The organism is Bartonella sp. AA18HLJMS, from assembly GCF_042197245.1.
Classification (GTDB): domain Bacteria; phylum Pseudomonadota; class Alphaproteobacteria; order Rhizobiales; family Rhizobiaceae; genus Bartonella.
Map to the genome: position 1 here is coordinate 1 of NZ_JBHIRP010000021.1, position 16317 is coordinate 16317.

The 16317-nt window shown below is 38.2% G+C and carries 12 protein-coding genes and 3 pseudogenes; 11 read left to right on the top strand and 4 right to left on the bottom strand.

The annotated features are described in order from the left end of the window. Positions 1-95, bottom strand: a pseudogene (locus ACFINW_RS08730) (integrase); the annotation flags it as partial. A 990-nt stretch (positions 96-1085) separates the two neighbouring features. Between ACFINW_RS08730 and ACFINW_RS08735 the strand changes: the two are divergent. The 4 genes from ACFINW_RS08735 to ACFINW_RS08750 all read left to right on the top strand — a co-directional run bounded on the left by ACFINW_RS08735 (position 1086) and on the right by ACFINW_RS08750 (position 5437). Then, complete coding sequence (locus ACFINW_RS08735) at positions 1086-1928, top strand: radical SAM protein (protein ID WP_375641121.1); 843 nt, start codon at positions 1086-1088, stop codon at positions 1926-1928. A 160-nt stretch (positions 1929-2088) separates the two neighbouring features. Then, the gene (locus tag ACFINW_RS08740; RefSeq protein WP_375674193.1) at positions 2089-3873 is read left to right on the top strand and encodes an MFS transporter; all 1785 of its coding nucleotides are present in this window, start codon (positions 2089-2091) and stop codon (positions 3871-3873) included. Continuing rightward, positions 3863-4441 (top strand): hypothetical protein, encoded by a 579-nt coding sequence (locus ACFINW_RS08745; protein WP_375674195.1) that lies wholly within the window; start codon positions 3863-3865, stop codon positions 4439-4441. Before ACFINW_RS08740 ends, ACFINW_RS08745 begins: the two co-directional genes overlap by 11 nt. Positions 4442-4444: 3 nt before the next feature. Beyond that, positions 4445-5437, top strand: a complete 993-nt coding sequence (locus ACFINW_RS08750) for a hypothetical protein (RefSeq protein WP_375613859.1) — start codon at positions 4445-4447, stop codon at positions 5435-5437. 1059 nt (positions 5438-6496) lie between these two features. On the opposite strand, the pseudogene ACFINW_RS08755 reads toward ACFINW_RS08750, so the two are convergent. From ACFINW_RS08755 to ACFINW_RS08765, 3 genes and pseudogenes are all read right to left on the bottom strand, one after another. Further along, a pseudogene (locus ACFINW_RS08755) lies at positions 6497-7108 on the bottom strand (virulence-associated protein E); the annotation flags it as partial. 97 nt (positions 7109-7205) lie between these two features. Then, positions 7206-7406, bottom strand: a complete 201-nt coding sequence (locus ACFINW_RS08760; protein WP_011180791.1) for an AlpA family transcriptional regulator — start codon at positions 7404-7406, stop codon at positions 7206-7208. Between the two features lie 207 nt (positions 7407-7613). Beyond that, positions 7614-8780 (bottom strand): tyrosine-type recombinase/integrase, encoded by a 1167-nt coding sequence (locus ACFINW_RS08765; protein WP_375674197.1) that lies wholly within the window; start codon positions 8778-8780, stop codon positions 7614-7616. A 173-nt stretch (positions 8781-8953) separates the two neighbouring features. Between ACFINW_RS08765 and ACFINW_RS08770 the strand changes: the two are divergent. The 7 genes and pseudogenes from ACFINW_RS08770 to ACFINW_RS08800 all read left to right on the top strand — a co-directional run. Then, positions 8954-9718: pseudogene (locus ACFINW_RS08770) on the top strand (hypothetical protein); the annotation flags it as partial. Continuing rightward, entirely contained in the window at positions 9711-11957 is a 2247-nt protein-coding gene (locus tag ACFINW_RS08775) for a hypothetical protein (protein ID WP_375630249.1), read from the top strand. The pseudogene ACFINW_RS08770 and the gene ACFINW_RS08775, both read left to right, overlap by 8 nt. After that, positions 11957-12949, top strand: a complete 993-nt coding sequence (locus tag ACFINW_RS08780) for a transglycosylase SLT domain-containing protein (protein ID WP_375630250.1) — start codon at positions 11957-11959, stop codon at positions 12947-12949. Before ACFINW_RS08775 ends, ACFINW_RS08780 begins: the two co-directional genes overlap by 1 nt. Beyond that, entirely contained in the window at positions 12942-13919 is a 978-nt protein-coding gene (locus ACFINW_RS08785; RefSeq protein WP_375630251.1) for a tail fiber protein, read from the top strand. The genes ACFINW_RS08780 and ACFINW_RS08785 overlap by 8 nt, the downstream gene beginning before the upstream one ends. Before the next feature lie 9 nt (positions 13920-13928). Continuing rightward, on the top strand, positions 13929-14180 hold the full coding sequence (locus ACFINW_RS08790; protein ID WP_375610781.1) for a hypothetical protein: 252 nt from the start codon (positions 13929-13931) through the stop codon (positions 14178-14180). 17 nt (positions 14181-14197) lie between these two features. Further along, a complete protein-coding gene (locus ACFINW_RS08795) occupies positions 14198-15895 on the top strand; it encodes a hypothetical protein (RefSeq protein ID WP_375641133.1) in 1698 nt (565 codons plus the stop codon). A 13-nt stretch (positions 15896-15908) separates the two neighbouring features. Beyond that, positions 15909-16317, top strand: a 409-nt coding sequence (locus tag ACFINW_RS08800) for a lysozyme (protein ID WP_375641131.1), incomplete at its 3' end; no start/stop codon positions are given.

Consider the following 16317-nt stretch of genomic DNA (forward strand, 5'->3'; position numbering starts at 1 on the left):
GCACCCAAGCCCATTTCACGGCGCCGACCATGAATGGTATAACGATAAAGCCATTGAGCACCACCATCTTTACGTTTGTGAAGAAGCAAGCCGGCTTGTGACGTGCAAGCAAGTGGTTTTAGTTGATTTCAACATACGCAGATTTGAAATGAGAGAATCCTACGTTATTTGGGATTCTTATTCGATATGAATAGTGCTAAATTATCATTATAAATCAATATGATTGTATCTTTAATAAGAAATAAAAGTTTGTATTTTGGCGTCGAGTAGAACCTCTTTTAAAAGTAATTTCACCGCAAGTAGTATTTCACAAAATTACAATTAAAACAGAAAAATAATTGAAAAATTTTTCTTCTGAGAAGCTGATTTACGCAACAACTATTCTTTATTTCAGCCCAAAAAAATCTTTTTAAAATTACTTGATAAAGCAGAACATTGCATATTTCTTATTGCGATTTAAGTGAAATAGCCATTGAAATCAGGAATAATACTTTTTGAATGAACTTACTAATTAAAATGGAAATTAGCTGAGCACAAGAGTTTTTCGATTTATACCGGTATAGGCTAATTTGTTTTCCAAACTGAATATTGCGTAATACAGTTAAATTGACTTTACAATTATAAATTTGTAAACTTTTTATAAAATACTAATTGTCTTGAATATAAATAAAGTACATAATAACAATATGAGGGGGATATTATGTCATATAAAAAACCGCAGGTGATTGGCACTGTGAACAGTGCAACTTTAACTTGTTATAAACCATTGGTGTGAGATAGAAAAAAATAAAAAAACAGGATAAGAGCGCTGCAGCGCCCTTATCCATTGTATTATTAATAAACAATTTAGGAGGGGAAATGTTTCATATTAATCTCGACGAGAATAGCATAACTAGATTAAATGATTTTTAGACTATTGTGCTTAATGATTCAGTTATAATTTTAATTGATTCAGTTTTTTACAGAATCAGAAAATTGAAACTGTTGCGGCAAAGCTTAATGTAGAGACAGAGATTTTAGCATCAGATTTTTCAATCTTGTTAAGAGAACTAGAAAAGAATGGCTTTCTTTTAAAGAAGGAAAACTTGATTAGTGCGTCAGATTCGATTTTTGATCTTAAAAAATTATGGGTACCTGTAACACCTATTATACATATTATCCAGAATTGCAATAGCCCTTGTATCATGTGCGATTGCTGGAAGATTAAGGAAAAAAATTGGCATACTCCAGAAAGTTTAATACCCTTATTTAGAATGTTGAAAGAAAAAGGAGCTGCCTCAGTGATGCTTTCTGGGGGAGAACCTTTAATGCATCCGAAGCTTAAAGATATTTTATTAACGTTGAATGAACTAGGTCTGCCCGTTGAATTAAATACTAATGGCATCTTATTGCATAAAAATTTATGGATTTCACAGTATGACATAAAAGAAATTGTTATTTCTATGGATTCGACTAGTGTCCAAGGATATTATGATATACGGGGGGCGAATAAATTTGATCGCGTGTGGAAAAACATTGAAACAGTTAAGAATCTTCAACCTCTGCAAAGTATAGGAATAAGAGCGACAGTTACCAAAGAGATTCTAGAAAATATTATTAATTTTATCGATTTTTGTATAAGCAAAGATGTCGATTATATCGGATTCAGCCCGCTCGATACGTTGTCATTTAGTTTTTCTAGAAAAAATAATACAAAGGATCGATCTAAGGCTTTAAGAAACAAAACTCTTCCGCCAAACGCTTCACTTTTTCATTTGAGAGATGAATTATCAAGGAAAGAATCCCCCCTCCAGATTTATATAGATAAAAAGTTCCAAGAAAGGAAAATCTCATGGACGTCACAAAATTTTGTAAATTGTATTAATTATTACTTAGGCGAAAATTCTGCGTACGTTTCGTCGCCGTTAATGTGTTTATTTCCATTTTGATCCTTGGTATTGGACTATAATGGAGATTTAAAACATTGCTTTTATTCAGAAGCTTTTGGGAATCTACAAAATTATGAGGCAATAGATTGGTCTGCTCAAAGCGTTTTAAAATCTTTGAAAGAATCTGGCGCATGTAGCGGATGTCGTGGGAAGGTATTTTGTGGATAAGGTTAAGCAATTTAAGATTTATAGCGTTAGCAAGTCTACTGCTCTAGTGGTTGCTGTTTTACCACTTTTTTTGTCGGAAAAATTGCATTTGTCGCAAGCGGATATTGTTTTAATCGGTAGTTATTTTTTATTGCTTCCTTTGATCTTAGAAGTCCCCTTGGGTTTATTATCAGATGTTTATGGAAGTAAGCGCGTTATTTATACTGGGCTGTTTTTCTTTCTTTGCGGTTTTTTAGCTCTTTTTATGAATTATGCATATTTTGCTTACGCCACTTATTTGTTGTGTATTACATTAGCGGCCGCTTGTTTCTCAGGTGCGGAAGATAGTTTACTCTTTTCTGTAGTACCAAAGCATCGCACACTGTTTTCCGTTAAGTCAGAAGTGGCTGCTGTTACCTATAGTGTGACAACGGTACTTATTTTTTTAGGGGGAATACTTTATTATGTGCATCCTGCATTGCCTGTAATTTTTCAAGTCCTTTCATTAATTTTTGCTATTTTTATGTTTTCAAAACTGACGAAGGGATTAGATAGTTTTCACATCAACGCTCATCCGAGTATTTTCACAGTTATGTGCGCCAGCCGTAAAGAAGTCAAAAACCCTTATCGCTTCACTCTTATTTTTTTAAGTGCAGTTTCAGCTTTTGCTATTTTGGTTAATAATCGAACTGTTTCTATCGCATTTTCTGATTTTTTGCCATTTCAACCTGCTATTTTGGTTTCGATTATTTTTATCATTGGAAATTTTTTTTCAGCAAGTTCCAATATATTGTTTCAGAAGTATTTTTCAAAGTTTCAAAATCCTATTTTTCCCGTCTTAATGATTGGTTGTATGGTAACCATTGCTTTTTTTCTCATGTCATTTCAAATCATTGCGGCTCTTATACTAGGATTTTTACTGCTATGTGTTTTTAAATCTGCTTATCGATCTTACCTGTCGTCTCTTCTTATAAATTCACTGATTGATCCCAAAGCTATCGCGACTGTTTTATCATTTACAGCCATTATTACAGCTGTTGTATCCTTTGCATTCAGTTTTTTATACGGTCATGTTTTTTCAACATTCTGGCAAGCTAATTTGTGGTTGGCAGTGGTTATGGCTGTGATTTTTGGGGTGTCTGCTTTAATTATTTTTGTCAGAAAACAAGAAATCATTTGGTTACAGCCTAAAAATGCACAATCGTCAAAACAACATTTCTTGAAACGCAAGCATCAAGAGTTTTGCTATGGGCAAATTTATCCGGAAGCATCGTGCATTAATGAAAACATCAAGGATGGCTCTTTTCGACAAAGTCTCTATCCTGCACCAAATTTGATAACACTTTGCGATGAAATAGTCGAATGGGAGTTTATCCGGGGTACTGTATTGAGCCAAATGGATTTGCTACATCAAAAGGCGATTATTGATCAAATCAATAAGATCTTTCAAGATCGATTAAGCAAGAATATAATCGTATCACATGGAGATTTACATCCTGATAATATCATTGTTACTTCTGATAGTTCTTTTATGGTAGTGGATTGGGATTTATGTCAAGAAGCCAGTCCGGAATTGGATATCTTAACATTTTTCACCAGTCCAAGATTATCTCTCAATTTAGAAGAACGGATAGACTATATTTCTCATTTGCTGTCTATATCAAAGGATGAAGCTTTACCAATGATAAAAGCGTTTGTGGCTAAAAAAATTTCTGATCTTTCTCTATACCAAAATATTTTCATGAAACAATTAGTATTGGATTATATGAACTTGAATAAGAAACTTCATGGGCGATAATATTGTAATTTGTAATGAAATTTGCAGTGCGGGCTGCAATCATTGTCCGTATTCGATGGAATATATGGTGAGAGATGACGCGTTGCCTGAATCTTTATATACAATAAATGACATAAAATCTGATTTTATTATTCTTTCTGGTGGAGAGCCTTTTGAGCTCGATTATGATTTACTTCATAAATATACTTGTATGTGTCTCATTTGCAAAAAATATTTTCGGATTGCAACAGGGGGGCACATCTATATTCAACCATATTTGAAGCTATTAAAGAGTAATCCGTTCTTTTTAGGGATACAAATAGGCACAGATGTTATTTCAGAGATAAGAAATCTAGACAGTAAAAAATATAAACAAACGTGGGTGCGTAACATAGAATGTATGAAAAAAGATAGCGTACCATATAGTGTGACGATTACTTTATCGGAGAGATTCGATTTGGCAGAAGTGTTAGCTCTAATACGTATCGCTACTCCCGAGTTCATTTTAGTTAATTTTGAAAATAGAAAAAAGTATGAGAATAGATTTCAGTTAAATATGATACGGGATTTTTTTCTGGCTGTGAGATAAAATATGGATATACGCATCAGAGTTTACACCAATAAATATAAACTATCGGATTCTTTTCACAGTTCTTCTGGTGTGTTAGTTGAAAAAACAGAACTGATAATTTTATTTACTGCTCAGGATAAAGTTATTTCGCCCTTTGCTATGGAGTTGCCATTGTCACCTAGTCACGGAGAAATGCCGGACGATTTTATAAAATCTGTAAATGAACGATCAATAAATAAAAGTAAACACTTTGCAAATTCTTTAAGCTATTTCTTTGGGTTGGAAGATTTTTTTAAAAAAGTTGAAATGGCTAAAATTATTAATTCTGGATTAATGAAATCTATTAAAACGATAGGAATAGGTGCAATTATTGATGATGAGATACGTAATTACGATTTGATAAAATTGAAATCATCGAATCAGTATTTGGATGATACAATTGCAATTGTTAATGAAAACAAAAATGTAAAATTTATTATTGATTTCAATGCAAGTATTAATTTTGAGCAGTGGAATTATTTTATTGATAGGATAGATAAGAATAATTTGTTTGGAATAGAACAGCCTGTGAAATTTCCTTCAAAAATTCCAGATTTGGGTTTCTTAAATATCGCTGATGAGACATTCGTGAAATGTGGTTATGAAAAAATTCACGAATATGGCTATAATGCTTTTGTCTATAAGCCATTTGCAAGTAATATTAAAGAATTATATAAGTGTTTTGAGAATAAAAATAACTACGTTGGTATGGTTGGAAGTAATGTTTCAGGCCCTTTAGATTGTAGTTTTTGTAACATCATAAATCATTATATGCCTACCAAATTAGCAGGAAATCGTGCAAGTAATTTTGAAGCGCATCCGTTAAATAATAAAACTGAGGATTTAATGAGAATTCGAGAAAAAAAGATATCTCTCTCTGATGAATTGTTTATTTATCTTGATAAATTTTGCCAAAAGGTATCGGATTTGTATTTTGATATGAATCAATTAAAAGAAATTGCTACAAATATATAGTATTTCCCACTCTGAAGCAGCTATGTTTCGTGAATAGATATAGGACATACCGATGGAAGAACGATATGGTGCTTGTCTCATGTATCGGGATCTTATATACTAAAAGTGTCAAAGATGGTGGCAAAATTGGCTTTGATTTTTTTGATATTAGCAGTAATTTAAGCAGCAACTTGCCTTTTTTATTCAAGATTTTTGATGAGAAAGAATTATAGGTATTTCAGTTTGATGTAACTCAAAATAAGCGAACGGTATTTTTAAGCTTGATGTTTATTATAAAGCTGAGCTCAACCCCAATCAAAACAGTATGGCAGGTGGACTTATTATCTTACTTAAAAGGGGCTAGCTAAGAAGCATACGCTTGTTATTATATCGAATGTTCTCAATTTGCATTCGATTAAACTTACAAATCAAGATGGCTTTTATTCTAATATCATCAATACTGGGCTTTATAGATTAAACATTCAAGTCCAATAATTCGCAGAACAAATGAGCCATGTATCCAAAATGCCAATTACGAGTAATATAAATCCCAATGATATTGTAGCTGATATTCACTTAATACCATCAATACTCCCAAATGACTCCTATTATCGTAAGGTTTTTTTCTTTTTTCTTGAGATCATCACCAACGTCATAAAAATATATTTTACCATGCTGTTGCACGTTTGGATTTTTTACAAACATAGAAATTTCCATAGAGTAGCTCAAGATCCTAAACAAAAATATTAAAATATAATGTTTTTTATTTTTTATTATTTAAAAAATAACATAAACATTGGAATAACTTTCCAAAAGCAACAAAACTCTTTGTAAGAAGAACTCTGATCATTTTCTTTGAAAAAAGAGCAATGAAGAGAATATCACTAAAAAGAGCTTTGAGCGATTGGCTTGAAAAACTCTCAAAAGAGATTTCTCTATTGTGTGGTCCTATGATTTTTCACCAAGGTGAGCTATTCATAGCGTTTTGTAGGCCGACCGCCTTTTGGGTTTTGTCTTCATAAATTTCACGAAGATAGTTGTAACAGCATAAAAGCTCTAAAGTTTGTTAAATAATTCCTTATGTTTTGGATTGGCTTGGCTTAAATGCACCCCACCACCTGTTACAGATCCCAACATGGCTTTTGCTGGTTTCTGATCTGTTTTGCAGCCATTGTCTTTTAAAAAGGTTCTATGAATGGCAAAGGAACCAGCCCCCTTAACAAGAGCAACCAACGCGGGCAGTGTAACCCCAGAGGGGTGTGGACATTTGTCGTAAAAGCGTAAATAAGGAGATAAGTCACACGTGATCCCACGCATGCGTAAATAGATTTCTGCTAAAGTATTTTTGATTGGTTTGCTTTGTTGCCAAATTACTTTTGCTCTCTCTGCTTTCCTTTTTGCTTGTTTGAGATCAGCACAAAACTGTTTTGAGAAAGAAAGCGTCTGATCATAAGCTTTATCAAAAAAGGCTTGTTTTCCAAGCAAGCCAATTCTAATAAGCGCTTGTATGATCTCTCTAAAAGAGCAGCCAGCATAACAAGTGAGTAAAAGACGCCCATCATGTCCATTGGCAAGGGATAAGCTAGGCAGCCTATCATCATGAGCAGGGCAACGGGCTCTTCCATAACGCCCATGCCAAACCCCGCGCAAGGCACGAGTAATACCCCGCGCATTCTTAAAAGAACACATCATTTTAAATCCTATAACATTGCGTCATAGGACGGATTATGCTATCTCTAGATTGATGAGTTTGAGAAAGCCTTGTCCGTCCTTACGTGACAAGGTTTTTTTATGCCGCGTCACTTTGACGTTGCTGTTTTGCTTGCTCGATGACATTGATAAGATCCGATTGTAACCAACGGGACAAAAAACCAAATTTTAAAGGTTTTGGGAGAGAGCCATTGGTTACATGACGGCGGAATGTTGATACACTCATATGAAGCAATTTTGCACTTTCACGGTCTGTCAAAAGAATATCATTTTCTGTCATACTAAAATCCTTTCTATCAAAAAATGGTAACAAATCATAACTATTTATTAACCACATTTTGGTTCATTTAGAAAGATGTTTTATTCATAGAAAACAATATTTTATCATATAATTTCTGATGTGATAATTTATGAGTCTTATTGAGAGAGAATGAGAGAGAAGAGAGAGAAAGTTATCCACAGATCATGGGGTTATGCACCCCATATCTTAAGATTGACCCGTGACATAAGCCGCCCATTTATCCATATAAACACGGCGCTGTTCTAGATAGTCCGTACGACGATAAGCACGCTCTACTTGTCCTCCGACTGTATGACTTAGAATAGTTTCAGCGACTTCATAGGGAGCATCGGTTGTTTCAGCAAGCCAATTGCGTAAACTAGAACGAAAACCATGGGGGCAGGCTTCAAGGTTATTGTCTCTCATATACTTTGACATAACCATAGGTGAAATAGGAGCCCGACTAGAAAAAGAAAAGATGAAATTACTTTTAGAGATACAACGGGCTTGTTCTATCACTTTCATTGCCTCTGATGATAAGGGGACGCGAAATTCTGTTGTAGCATCGCGCTTTCCTTTCATATTTTCAGCAGGAATAGTCCATATATCCCCATCAATCTGATCTTCACGAATATGACGCAAGGGATTGGTACGAACCCCTGTAAGGATAAGCAAACGCAAAGCCAGTTGTGTGGGGTTTGTTGTTTGGCAAAGCGTTTTATAAAAAGCGGGAACATCTTTCCAATCCATTGCAGGTAAGTTTTTGATTTTATGGCGTTGTTTGCCTAAGAGAGCGCGTGCTTTTTCTACTGCTTGTAAATCAACATCTAAACCCAAAGCAGCCGCATGTTTGAGACAAAGATTAAGACGAATGAGAGCTCTACGCGCTGTAACAGCTTTTGTATGCCAGATAGGGGCAATAGTGTTGCGTATCTCAGTTTGTGTAATCTCAGAAACCGGCAGACAACCTAATTTAGGGAGAATATGAAGGCGTAATGGTAAAAACCAATCTCCATCTTTACCATCATTCTTGAGTTCAGCTTTACGACTTTCAAAAGCATCTATGGCAATATCTTTTAAGTAATGGAGATTGCTTATCGCCTCACGCTTTTGTTTATTGCGTTCTTTAATAGGGTCACGACCCTCATGCAAAACAGAACGCCATTGATTTGCCAATTCACGCGCTTTTTTTAAAGAAACGTTTCGCAATGCCCCCAAGCCCATTTCACGACAGCGCCCATGAATGGTATAACGATACAGCCATTGAGCACCTCCATCTTTACGCTTATGAAGTAACAAGCCGGCACCATCGTTATATTTGCCAGCCCCTAATGTTGCGACAGATCTTGCATTAAGACGGTTCATAAGAGCCATTTTAAGTCCTTTCTTATACAAATTTTATCCACACACTCATCCCACTTGCTATGTGCAAACGAGTGGTTTTGATTGATTCAAGATAAACAGATTTGAAATGAGAGAATCCTACGTTATTCGGGACTCTCATTCAACATACAAAACAGTGAATTATCATTATAAATCAATACCTTGTCCAAGGGGGACAACGTTCCACTGCTTCTGGATTAGGGGGAAATACTGATGGCATGCTGTCAAAGCCTGAATCAGGTTATATGTATGTTAAGGATGAAAATGCACTTGGTGGCATACGTGCGGTGCCAATTGCAGGCAGTGGTTCAGAACATAAATTAATTCAAGAACAGAAGGAGGAGGAGCGTAAAAACCAACAAATGCAAATGCGAATTCTGGAAACAGCAGACAGGTCAAATCGTATACTCTCAGCATCTAAAGAATTGCTAAAAACTATTGAGGAACACCCGCATGTTGTTGGTTTCACGGGTTCTATAGGGTCGTTCCTTCCTAATTCTAAGGCAAAAGATTTTGGGCATATGCTCGATTCATTGAAGGCAAGTATCGGGCTTGATGCCTTGAGAAAAGCAAAAGCATTTTCACCAAATGGCGCATCTGGCTTTGGGAATTTGTCTAATATGGAATTGCAAGCATTGCAAAACTCTGTAGCAGCACTGTATCAAGATCTTTCTGCAGAGCAAATGAAGAAATCTTTAAAAACAGTTATTGACACTTTCAATAAATCCAATGCAGCAACGCGCGCAATTCTTTTTGGTGGTGCAGAAGCAACAAACGAGCTCGTTCGAGCCGCCTATGGGCAAGATGCTTATAAGGGAAATCATGCACAGTCAAATGATCCACTAGAAAAACAGATAGAAGCATTGCCGGAAGGCATGTTGTTCGTTGATAGAGATGGACGCATTAAGGAGAAACAAACCAATGGCTGAAGTAATCCCCCCTCTTATTAATCGTAAAAACACAAGAGTCATTGGGCACATAAGTGACTATACACCAGAACAGCTTCAAGAGCTTTTCGCGAAGAATAAGGAAAGGCTAAGTGGTTCTGTTACAGGAAATAATGGTGCAACAGAGGAAACAGAAGAAGATGGTCCACATCCAAGTGTTGCGGGTGCTTTTGGATGGGGAGCTCTTCATGGGTTAACTATGGGCTATGATGATGAAATAGCCGGAATATCAGAAGCGGGTCCTATTGCTTATTGGATGGGAGATAAAGAGGCAGTCAAAAAGTATAATGAAGTGACAAAGCGATGGCGTGATTATCAAAGAGCGGCGAACCGAGATCATTTTTATGCATCTCTTGCGGGGAATTTAACGGGTGCTGCGGCACCCGTAATTGCTTCTGCCCTCTTTCCACCCGCGGCAGGGGCTACTGCTGCTGCTCGTGCGGCAATTGGGGCTGATGTTGTGCTGGGAGGAAGAGCTGGTGTTGCAGGAGCACAAATAACCAGTAAAGCTTTAGCAGCAGGAGAAAGGGCGGTGCAATCTGCTTTAGCTGAGGGTGCGGAACGGGCAGCGGCAAAAGCTGCAGGTGAAGCAGCAATGAAAGCAGTAGCAAGTAAAGAGGCGGCAAAATTTAGCTTGGGGCGTGCAGCAAAAACTGGAGCCATTTATGGTGGAATAGCAGGCAGTGGTGAAGGGGAAGGGCTTGCAGATACTCTAGTGTCTGCTGGGTTTGGTGCAGGGTTAGGCGTTGCAACACCATTTGTGGCACATTCTGCTTTAAAGGTTACACCTTTTGTTACAAAACCATTCAAAGTAACGGCTTCTGGTGTTAAGAAAACATCTGCTGTTGTCAAAAAAACAGCTGAGAAATTGTTTGGTAAAACTGAACCAATAACACAAGGTGTAGAAAAAGAAGCATTTCAGATAAGCGATAGAGCGCTTAGGGATGTAAGCCAAACTTTAGGGGATGAAGGTGTTGATAAACTTGAAAGAGCATTAAAACAGCGAGGTCCTGATTCAATGATTATTGATCTTCATGATGAGCTTGCTAAAAGAGCTTTTAAGGCAGCAAAAAAAGACCATGATACATATTCGCTCATAAGTAATCGTTTGGGAGCTAGACAAGATGCGAGTGCACTGCGGGTAAAGGATGCGTTGACAGATGTGATGGGTCCAAAAGTAGATACGCTTGATTTAAAGCAAGAGATTATCAAACAAGCACAGAACAAGGCTGAACCATTTTATGAGAGGGCGAAAGCTTCTCCCATTTCTAATGCTGTCAGTAAAGATTTATCGCGGTTGCAAGAAACTCCTGCCTTCCAAAAAGCCTATAAAAAAGCAATTGCGCAAATGCCAAATGAAGCGGATGCAACAGTTATAGGGAGCAATGGATATCCAAAGCTGAATATGCGAATTTTACATAAGATGAAAGAGGTTTTGGATGATCAAATTAATTCTGCGCGCATCAAAGGAAAACAAGGATATGCGCGAGATTTGACTCTGTTCAAACAACGCATTCTGGACGTTTTAGATACGTCCTCTCCAGATTATGCTAAAGCACGGAAAATTTATTATGACGAGCGTACTATTGGTGATGCCCTCGAGCAGGGAGAGCAAGCACTGAAGAAGAGCGTTAATCTCGACACAATTAACAGTCAACTTTCGGATTTTGGGTTGATGGAAAAAGAGGCTTTTCAAAAAGGTATACGGTCGCAACTAGAACATGCGGCAGGCAATGCACAGAATTTTGACCACAATCTTTTGAGTTTGTTTGACACGCAAAATGGTCAAGAAAAGTTGCAGCGTATTTTTGGCGAGGATAAAGCTAAGCAACTTATGAAAGTGTTGCGACCAGAAGTGGAAAGAACAAAGCTTTTTGCACGCTTGCCAAACCATATAGGTGAAGTGGAAGAGAGGGGGAAACAACAGACTATGGGTATAGGAAAGATTGCTTTCATCAAGGCAGTTGTAAAAAATTTCGCAAGAGAATTTGGACGCAAATTCTCAAGCGTCCATAAGGATACTGAGAGAGATATTGCAGCGCTTATAACAGCGCGGGAAAAAGGAGATTTTGGGTTAGCAAGAGAAAAAGCCATTGAATTAATTAAGAAGTTTCATGAAGCAGAAAAGAAACGCTTAATAACACGAGAAAATTATACGAAATTCATTAATTTTGTTGGCATTATTTTGAATAGCAGCGTTGATAGAACGGTTATAAACTAATGATCAATTTTCATCCTAAAGTGAAGCGTGCTATCTCACAGGCAGCACAAAAATATGGTTTACCAGAAAGCTTTCTTGAACGTGTTGCTATGATAGAAAGTAATGGTAATCCAAATGCAAAAAATAAGAACAGCAGTGCAGGGGGGCTGTATCAATTTCTCGATTCAACAGCAAAACACTATCAACTGAATGACAAGTTTGATCCCTTTCAAGCAACCGATGCTATGGCACGGTTAACGAAGGATAATACGCGTTATTTAGTCACAGCATTAGGCAGAGAGCCATCAGAGGCAGAGCTTTACCTCGCACACCAACAAGGACCAGCAGGGGCAGTAAAGCTTATCAAAAATCCACATATTCCAGCAAGCCAGCTTTTAGGTCGACAGGCAGTCACACTCAATGGTGGCAATATGGAAGCTACAGCAGGGGATTTTATGAATCATATTTATGGGCTTTACAATAAAACGGGAGATGCTTTGAAGAGAACGATACAGCAAAACCAAAGCAATGGACAAGCAGCACCAAACGAGGTGGGTCCTTTGCGTGGGTTTGAGAGGCTTCAAAAGACACTTCAAGGTAATCAAGTGGGTCAAGGTGATCAAGGGGGCAACCAATTGATGGCATATGACACGCCATTCCCAAACAGAATGATGGCACCTGAAAGCAGAGACAATTTAACAGGACAGATTATGGAAACCACACCATTGCAAGCACAAGGTATTGATGCAGGTGCTCTTAAAAAGGGCTTTTCCGGTTTGCTTCATTTAATGAGAGAGAATGGAGAACGACAAAAACAGCAGGCACAGATGGTACAGCAACAAATGTTACAGCAACCAGTCATGGCGGGTTTCTCACAATCGACTGGGGGACCGACAGATTTAACACCTCTTATTGATCCTTCTAGGCGGCAATCTGTTGGTTCCTATGGGCGGCAAAAAGAAGAGCAATTGCGCGAAGAGCTATTAAGAAGAACGGGAGCTTATCATGTCTGATATTTATGACTGGTCACTCACAGCTGATCAAAATGCGAATTCCGATAGTATCATTAATTGGGCAGAAGGGCAGCCGCCTAGTTCTGTTAATGATAGTGCGCGGGTCATGATGCAGCGTATACGTGAATATCTTGCCGATAATGGTGGTTCTCTTGACTCAAAGTTTATTGTGAATGGAAAGGAACAAACAACATCAATCACGTTGACGACGGTTTCGCCAATAGCAAAATATAAAAACGATATCATTATCCGCTTTAAGGCGCGTGGTATAAATATTGGTACGACAACAATAAACATGAATAATATAGGAGCAAAGCCACTCTATAAAGCCACCAGCACGGGAATAGTATCATTGACAGGTGGTGAGTTACAAACAAATGGTATTTATGAAATAGTCTATAATGATGGCGTATCAACAAAAGGTCTTGATGGCTGGTATCTTTTAAACCCTACCCCCATTCCACCACCGAAGGTCGAAACCTTTCCTTGTGGTTTTATTGCGACCTTTGCTATGCAAGAAGTCCCAAACGGCTGGCTTTTATGTGATGGCGCTACTTATGAACGCAAGGATTATCCGCAATTATTCAAGGCGATAGGGGATAAATGGGGAAAAAACAGCGATACAACCTTTAAAGTTCCAGACTTTAGAGGAATGTTTTTGCGCGGCTTTGATAATGGGCGCGGTTTAGATCAAAATAGAGACTTCGCAGAGGTGCAAAAAGACAGCATTAAATCTCATACACATGCTTGTACCATTGAAGAGGCAGGTCAACATACGCATAAGCATGATTATTCTATGGTTACAAGAGTTGGTCAAATAGGTGGCAGAAATCCTGCTTTTGGTAATTCATATTATACAAAAGATACACAACCTGCTGGAGTGCACACGCATAAGGTAACGATTTCTTCAACGGGCGAGGCAGAAACACGCCCTGTTAATGTACCGGTTGTTTATGCCATAAAATCGTGAGTTTTTCAAATGATCAATAATCCGTCTGCTATTGATGATATTGCGGACGCGGAGCAAATCCGCGTCCTTTTTTATGCAAGCAATCGAATGGTTCATGCACCCTTAAATAAGGTACTTGATCTCGTCAAAAGCGACATACAGCATGATCTTTTAAGCGCTTTGGCAGAATATAAAGAAGCGACAGATCAACGCATAGAGATCATGCAAAAACTTATTGATGAATTGCAGTCCTCTCTCTCACACAACAAGACAACGAACTGATTAAGGAATGAAACGCGATGCCATTACCCTATCACACACATATATTTAAGCTTGAACCAGCAACAAAAGAAGAAGTCAAAGAAGGTGTTTTAGATAGTAAGGCTCTTGCACCTGTTTCAGTGGGGAGTGCAGCAGCTTATGAGGTAGAATATTTTGCAACCGCTGCTCAAGGAAAAAAGGCTGATGATGCTATTGCAAAGAGAGATATTGGAGCTCTTGCTTACAAAAATAAGGTCACAATTCACGATATTGAAGCAAGTGGTGAAGCGCATGAGAATGCGATTTTATCAGGCGCTGGCTGGGTAAAAATATCGCCTTTAGGGATTGGCGATATGAAGGCTGCTACATATGATCCCGACAATGTGGGGGCAAATGCATTTTCTATGGAAAATATGCACGAGGGTCCTACCAAAAAGATCTTAACCATAGAGGAAAGATCAAAGCTACGATGGTTGAGTTCTACGCAGCCAACGATGGAAAAATGGCGGAGGGGAGATGAAGGTGTTTATTATCCCATATCTCCGGTAGATCTCAAAAATACCATTCGTTATTTTGTAGGCTCAAAGTCTTTTGGTATGTCAAAATCAGTTTATGATCCAGATAAAATAGAAAAAGATGTATTTGATATGGAGAATATGAAGGAAGGGAAAAAGCATCTTATCTTAACTCCTCCAGAACGTGCACAGATTGCAAAAATTGATAAAGTTGAAGATGTTGCACAACAAGGGATTCATGTTGCAAGTGAAGCGAAGAACGTTGCAGATAGTGCATTAAGAACAGCAAATGATGCAAAAGCTTATGCAGTAGATGCAAAAAAAACGGCTGAGACAGCACAAAAAACGGGAGACAGTGCAAAAGCTGAGGCAAATATTGCGCAAACAGCAGCCGATAAAGCGCAAGATACAGCACATAGTGTACAGAAAAAAGTTGATCTCATTCAACCTCTTGGCAAACAAGACTGGATTGATGGCACAAAAACAGTGGATGCACTTATCTCACCAGCCAAACTGATGGCTTCAATCAAAGCAAATAGTAGCAATAGCAGCGGCGGTAGCAACAATGGTGGCGGGGTTAGAAAACCTGTTGAAATTCTGATGACAGAAAGCGGAGATATTCCATTGCCTGATGGTATTACTGCTGACACCGATATCGAAGTATGGGCTTGGGGCGGTGGAGGTGGTGGCGTTAAGGATGGCGGCGGCGGCGGCGGTCAATGTGTGCATGTTAAAATGAAAGGTTCTGATTTAGATAAATTAAAAACAGCTTACATTGGTCGTGGTGGTAAAGGTAATGACAGTAACATTTTGTGCAATGGTGGTAGAACAATGATCAAAGGGCTTGTTACAGCAGAAGGAGGATATTCCGTTTCCATGACTCTCGTTAACTTTGGAGGGAAAGGCGGCGATGGAGGAGGAAACAGGGAGGGCAGCAGTGGTGAAAGCTTTATTTTTTCTGGTGGTAATGGTGGAGGGAGTGGAATAGACGGCAAGAGAGCTGGTACTGGTGGAAGTTCTTTTCTTGGCGGCGGCGGCGGCGGTAAATGTAAGGGTTCTATCATGGGGCAGGGTGGTGAGAGTTACAAAGGTGGTAACGGTGGTAGAGGTGGTAAAGAATGTGGCGGCGGCGGCGGTGGATATTTTGATGGGAAACACGGAAGCGACAAAATTGGTGGCGACGGCGGTGATGGAGCAGTACTCATAAAGGTATATTTATAAGGTGAATTGAACAATGGCACGGAAAATAAGTAAAGATTGTTTATACTGTTTAAAAAAGTGGGAAGGTTTGCGCTTGCAGGCTTATCAAGATGCTTCTGGCATATGGACGATTGGTTATGGTCATACGAAAAAAGCCGGTCAACCAACAGTTGTTGAGGGTATGGTGATTACAGAAAAAAAAGCTGAAAACATGCTTTTAGCAGATTTGCGGCAATATGAGAGGGCGGTAGAAAAAGCAGTTTGTGTGAATTTAAGCGACGAGCAGTTCGGCGCTCTTGTTTCCTTTTGTTATAATGTGGGTATTGCAGCTTTCCAAAACTCTACATTGCTTAAAAGGCTTAATCGGGGGGATTATGAAGCGGTACCAACCGAATTGCAGAAATGGACCAAAGCGGGAGGCAAACGTTTACAAGGTCTCGTAC

What these genes read in the sequence shown, in the direction of transcription:
- ACFINW_RS08775 (WP_375630249.1), top strand. Translation starts at nt 9,711, where the DNA reads ATGGCTGAAGTAATCCCCCCTCTTATTAATCGTAAAAACACAAGAGTC.
- ACFINW_RS08765 (WP_375674197.1), bottom strand. Translation starts at nt 8,780, where the DNA reads ATGGCTCTTATGAACCGTCTTAATGCAAGATCTGTCGCAACATTAGGG.
- ACFINW_RS08750 (WP_375613859.1), top strand. Translation starts at nt 4,445, where the DNA reads ATGGATATACGCATCAGAGTTTACACCAATAAATATAAACTATCGGAT.
- ACFINW_RS08760 (WP_011180791.1), bottom strand. Translation starts at nt 7,406, where the DNA reads ATGACAGAAAATGATATTCTTTTGACAGACCGTGAAAGTGCAAAATTG.
- ACFINW_RS08795 (WP_375641133.1), top strand. Translation starts at nt 14,198, where the DNA reads ATGCCATTACCCTATCACACACATATATTTAAGCTTGAACCAGCAACA.
- ACFINW_RS08790 (WP_375610781.1), top strand. Translation starts at nt 13,929, where the DNA reads ATGATCAATAATCCGTCTGCTATTGATGATATTGCGGACGCGGAGCAA.
- ACFINW_RS08745 (WP_375674195.1), top strand. Translation starts at nt 3,863, where the DNA reads ATGGGCGATAATATTGTAATTTGTAATGAAATTTGCAGTGCGGGCTGC.
- ACFINW_RS08780 (WP_375630250.1), top strand. Translation starts at nt 11,957, where the DNA reads ATGATCAATTTTCATCCTAAAGTGAAGCGTGCTATCTCACAGGCAGCA.
- ACFINW_RS08785 (WP_375630251.1), top strand. Translation starts at nt 12,942, where the DNA reads ATGTCTGATATTTATGACTGGTCACTCACAGCTGATCAAAATGCGAAT.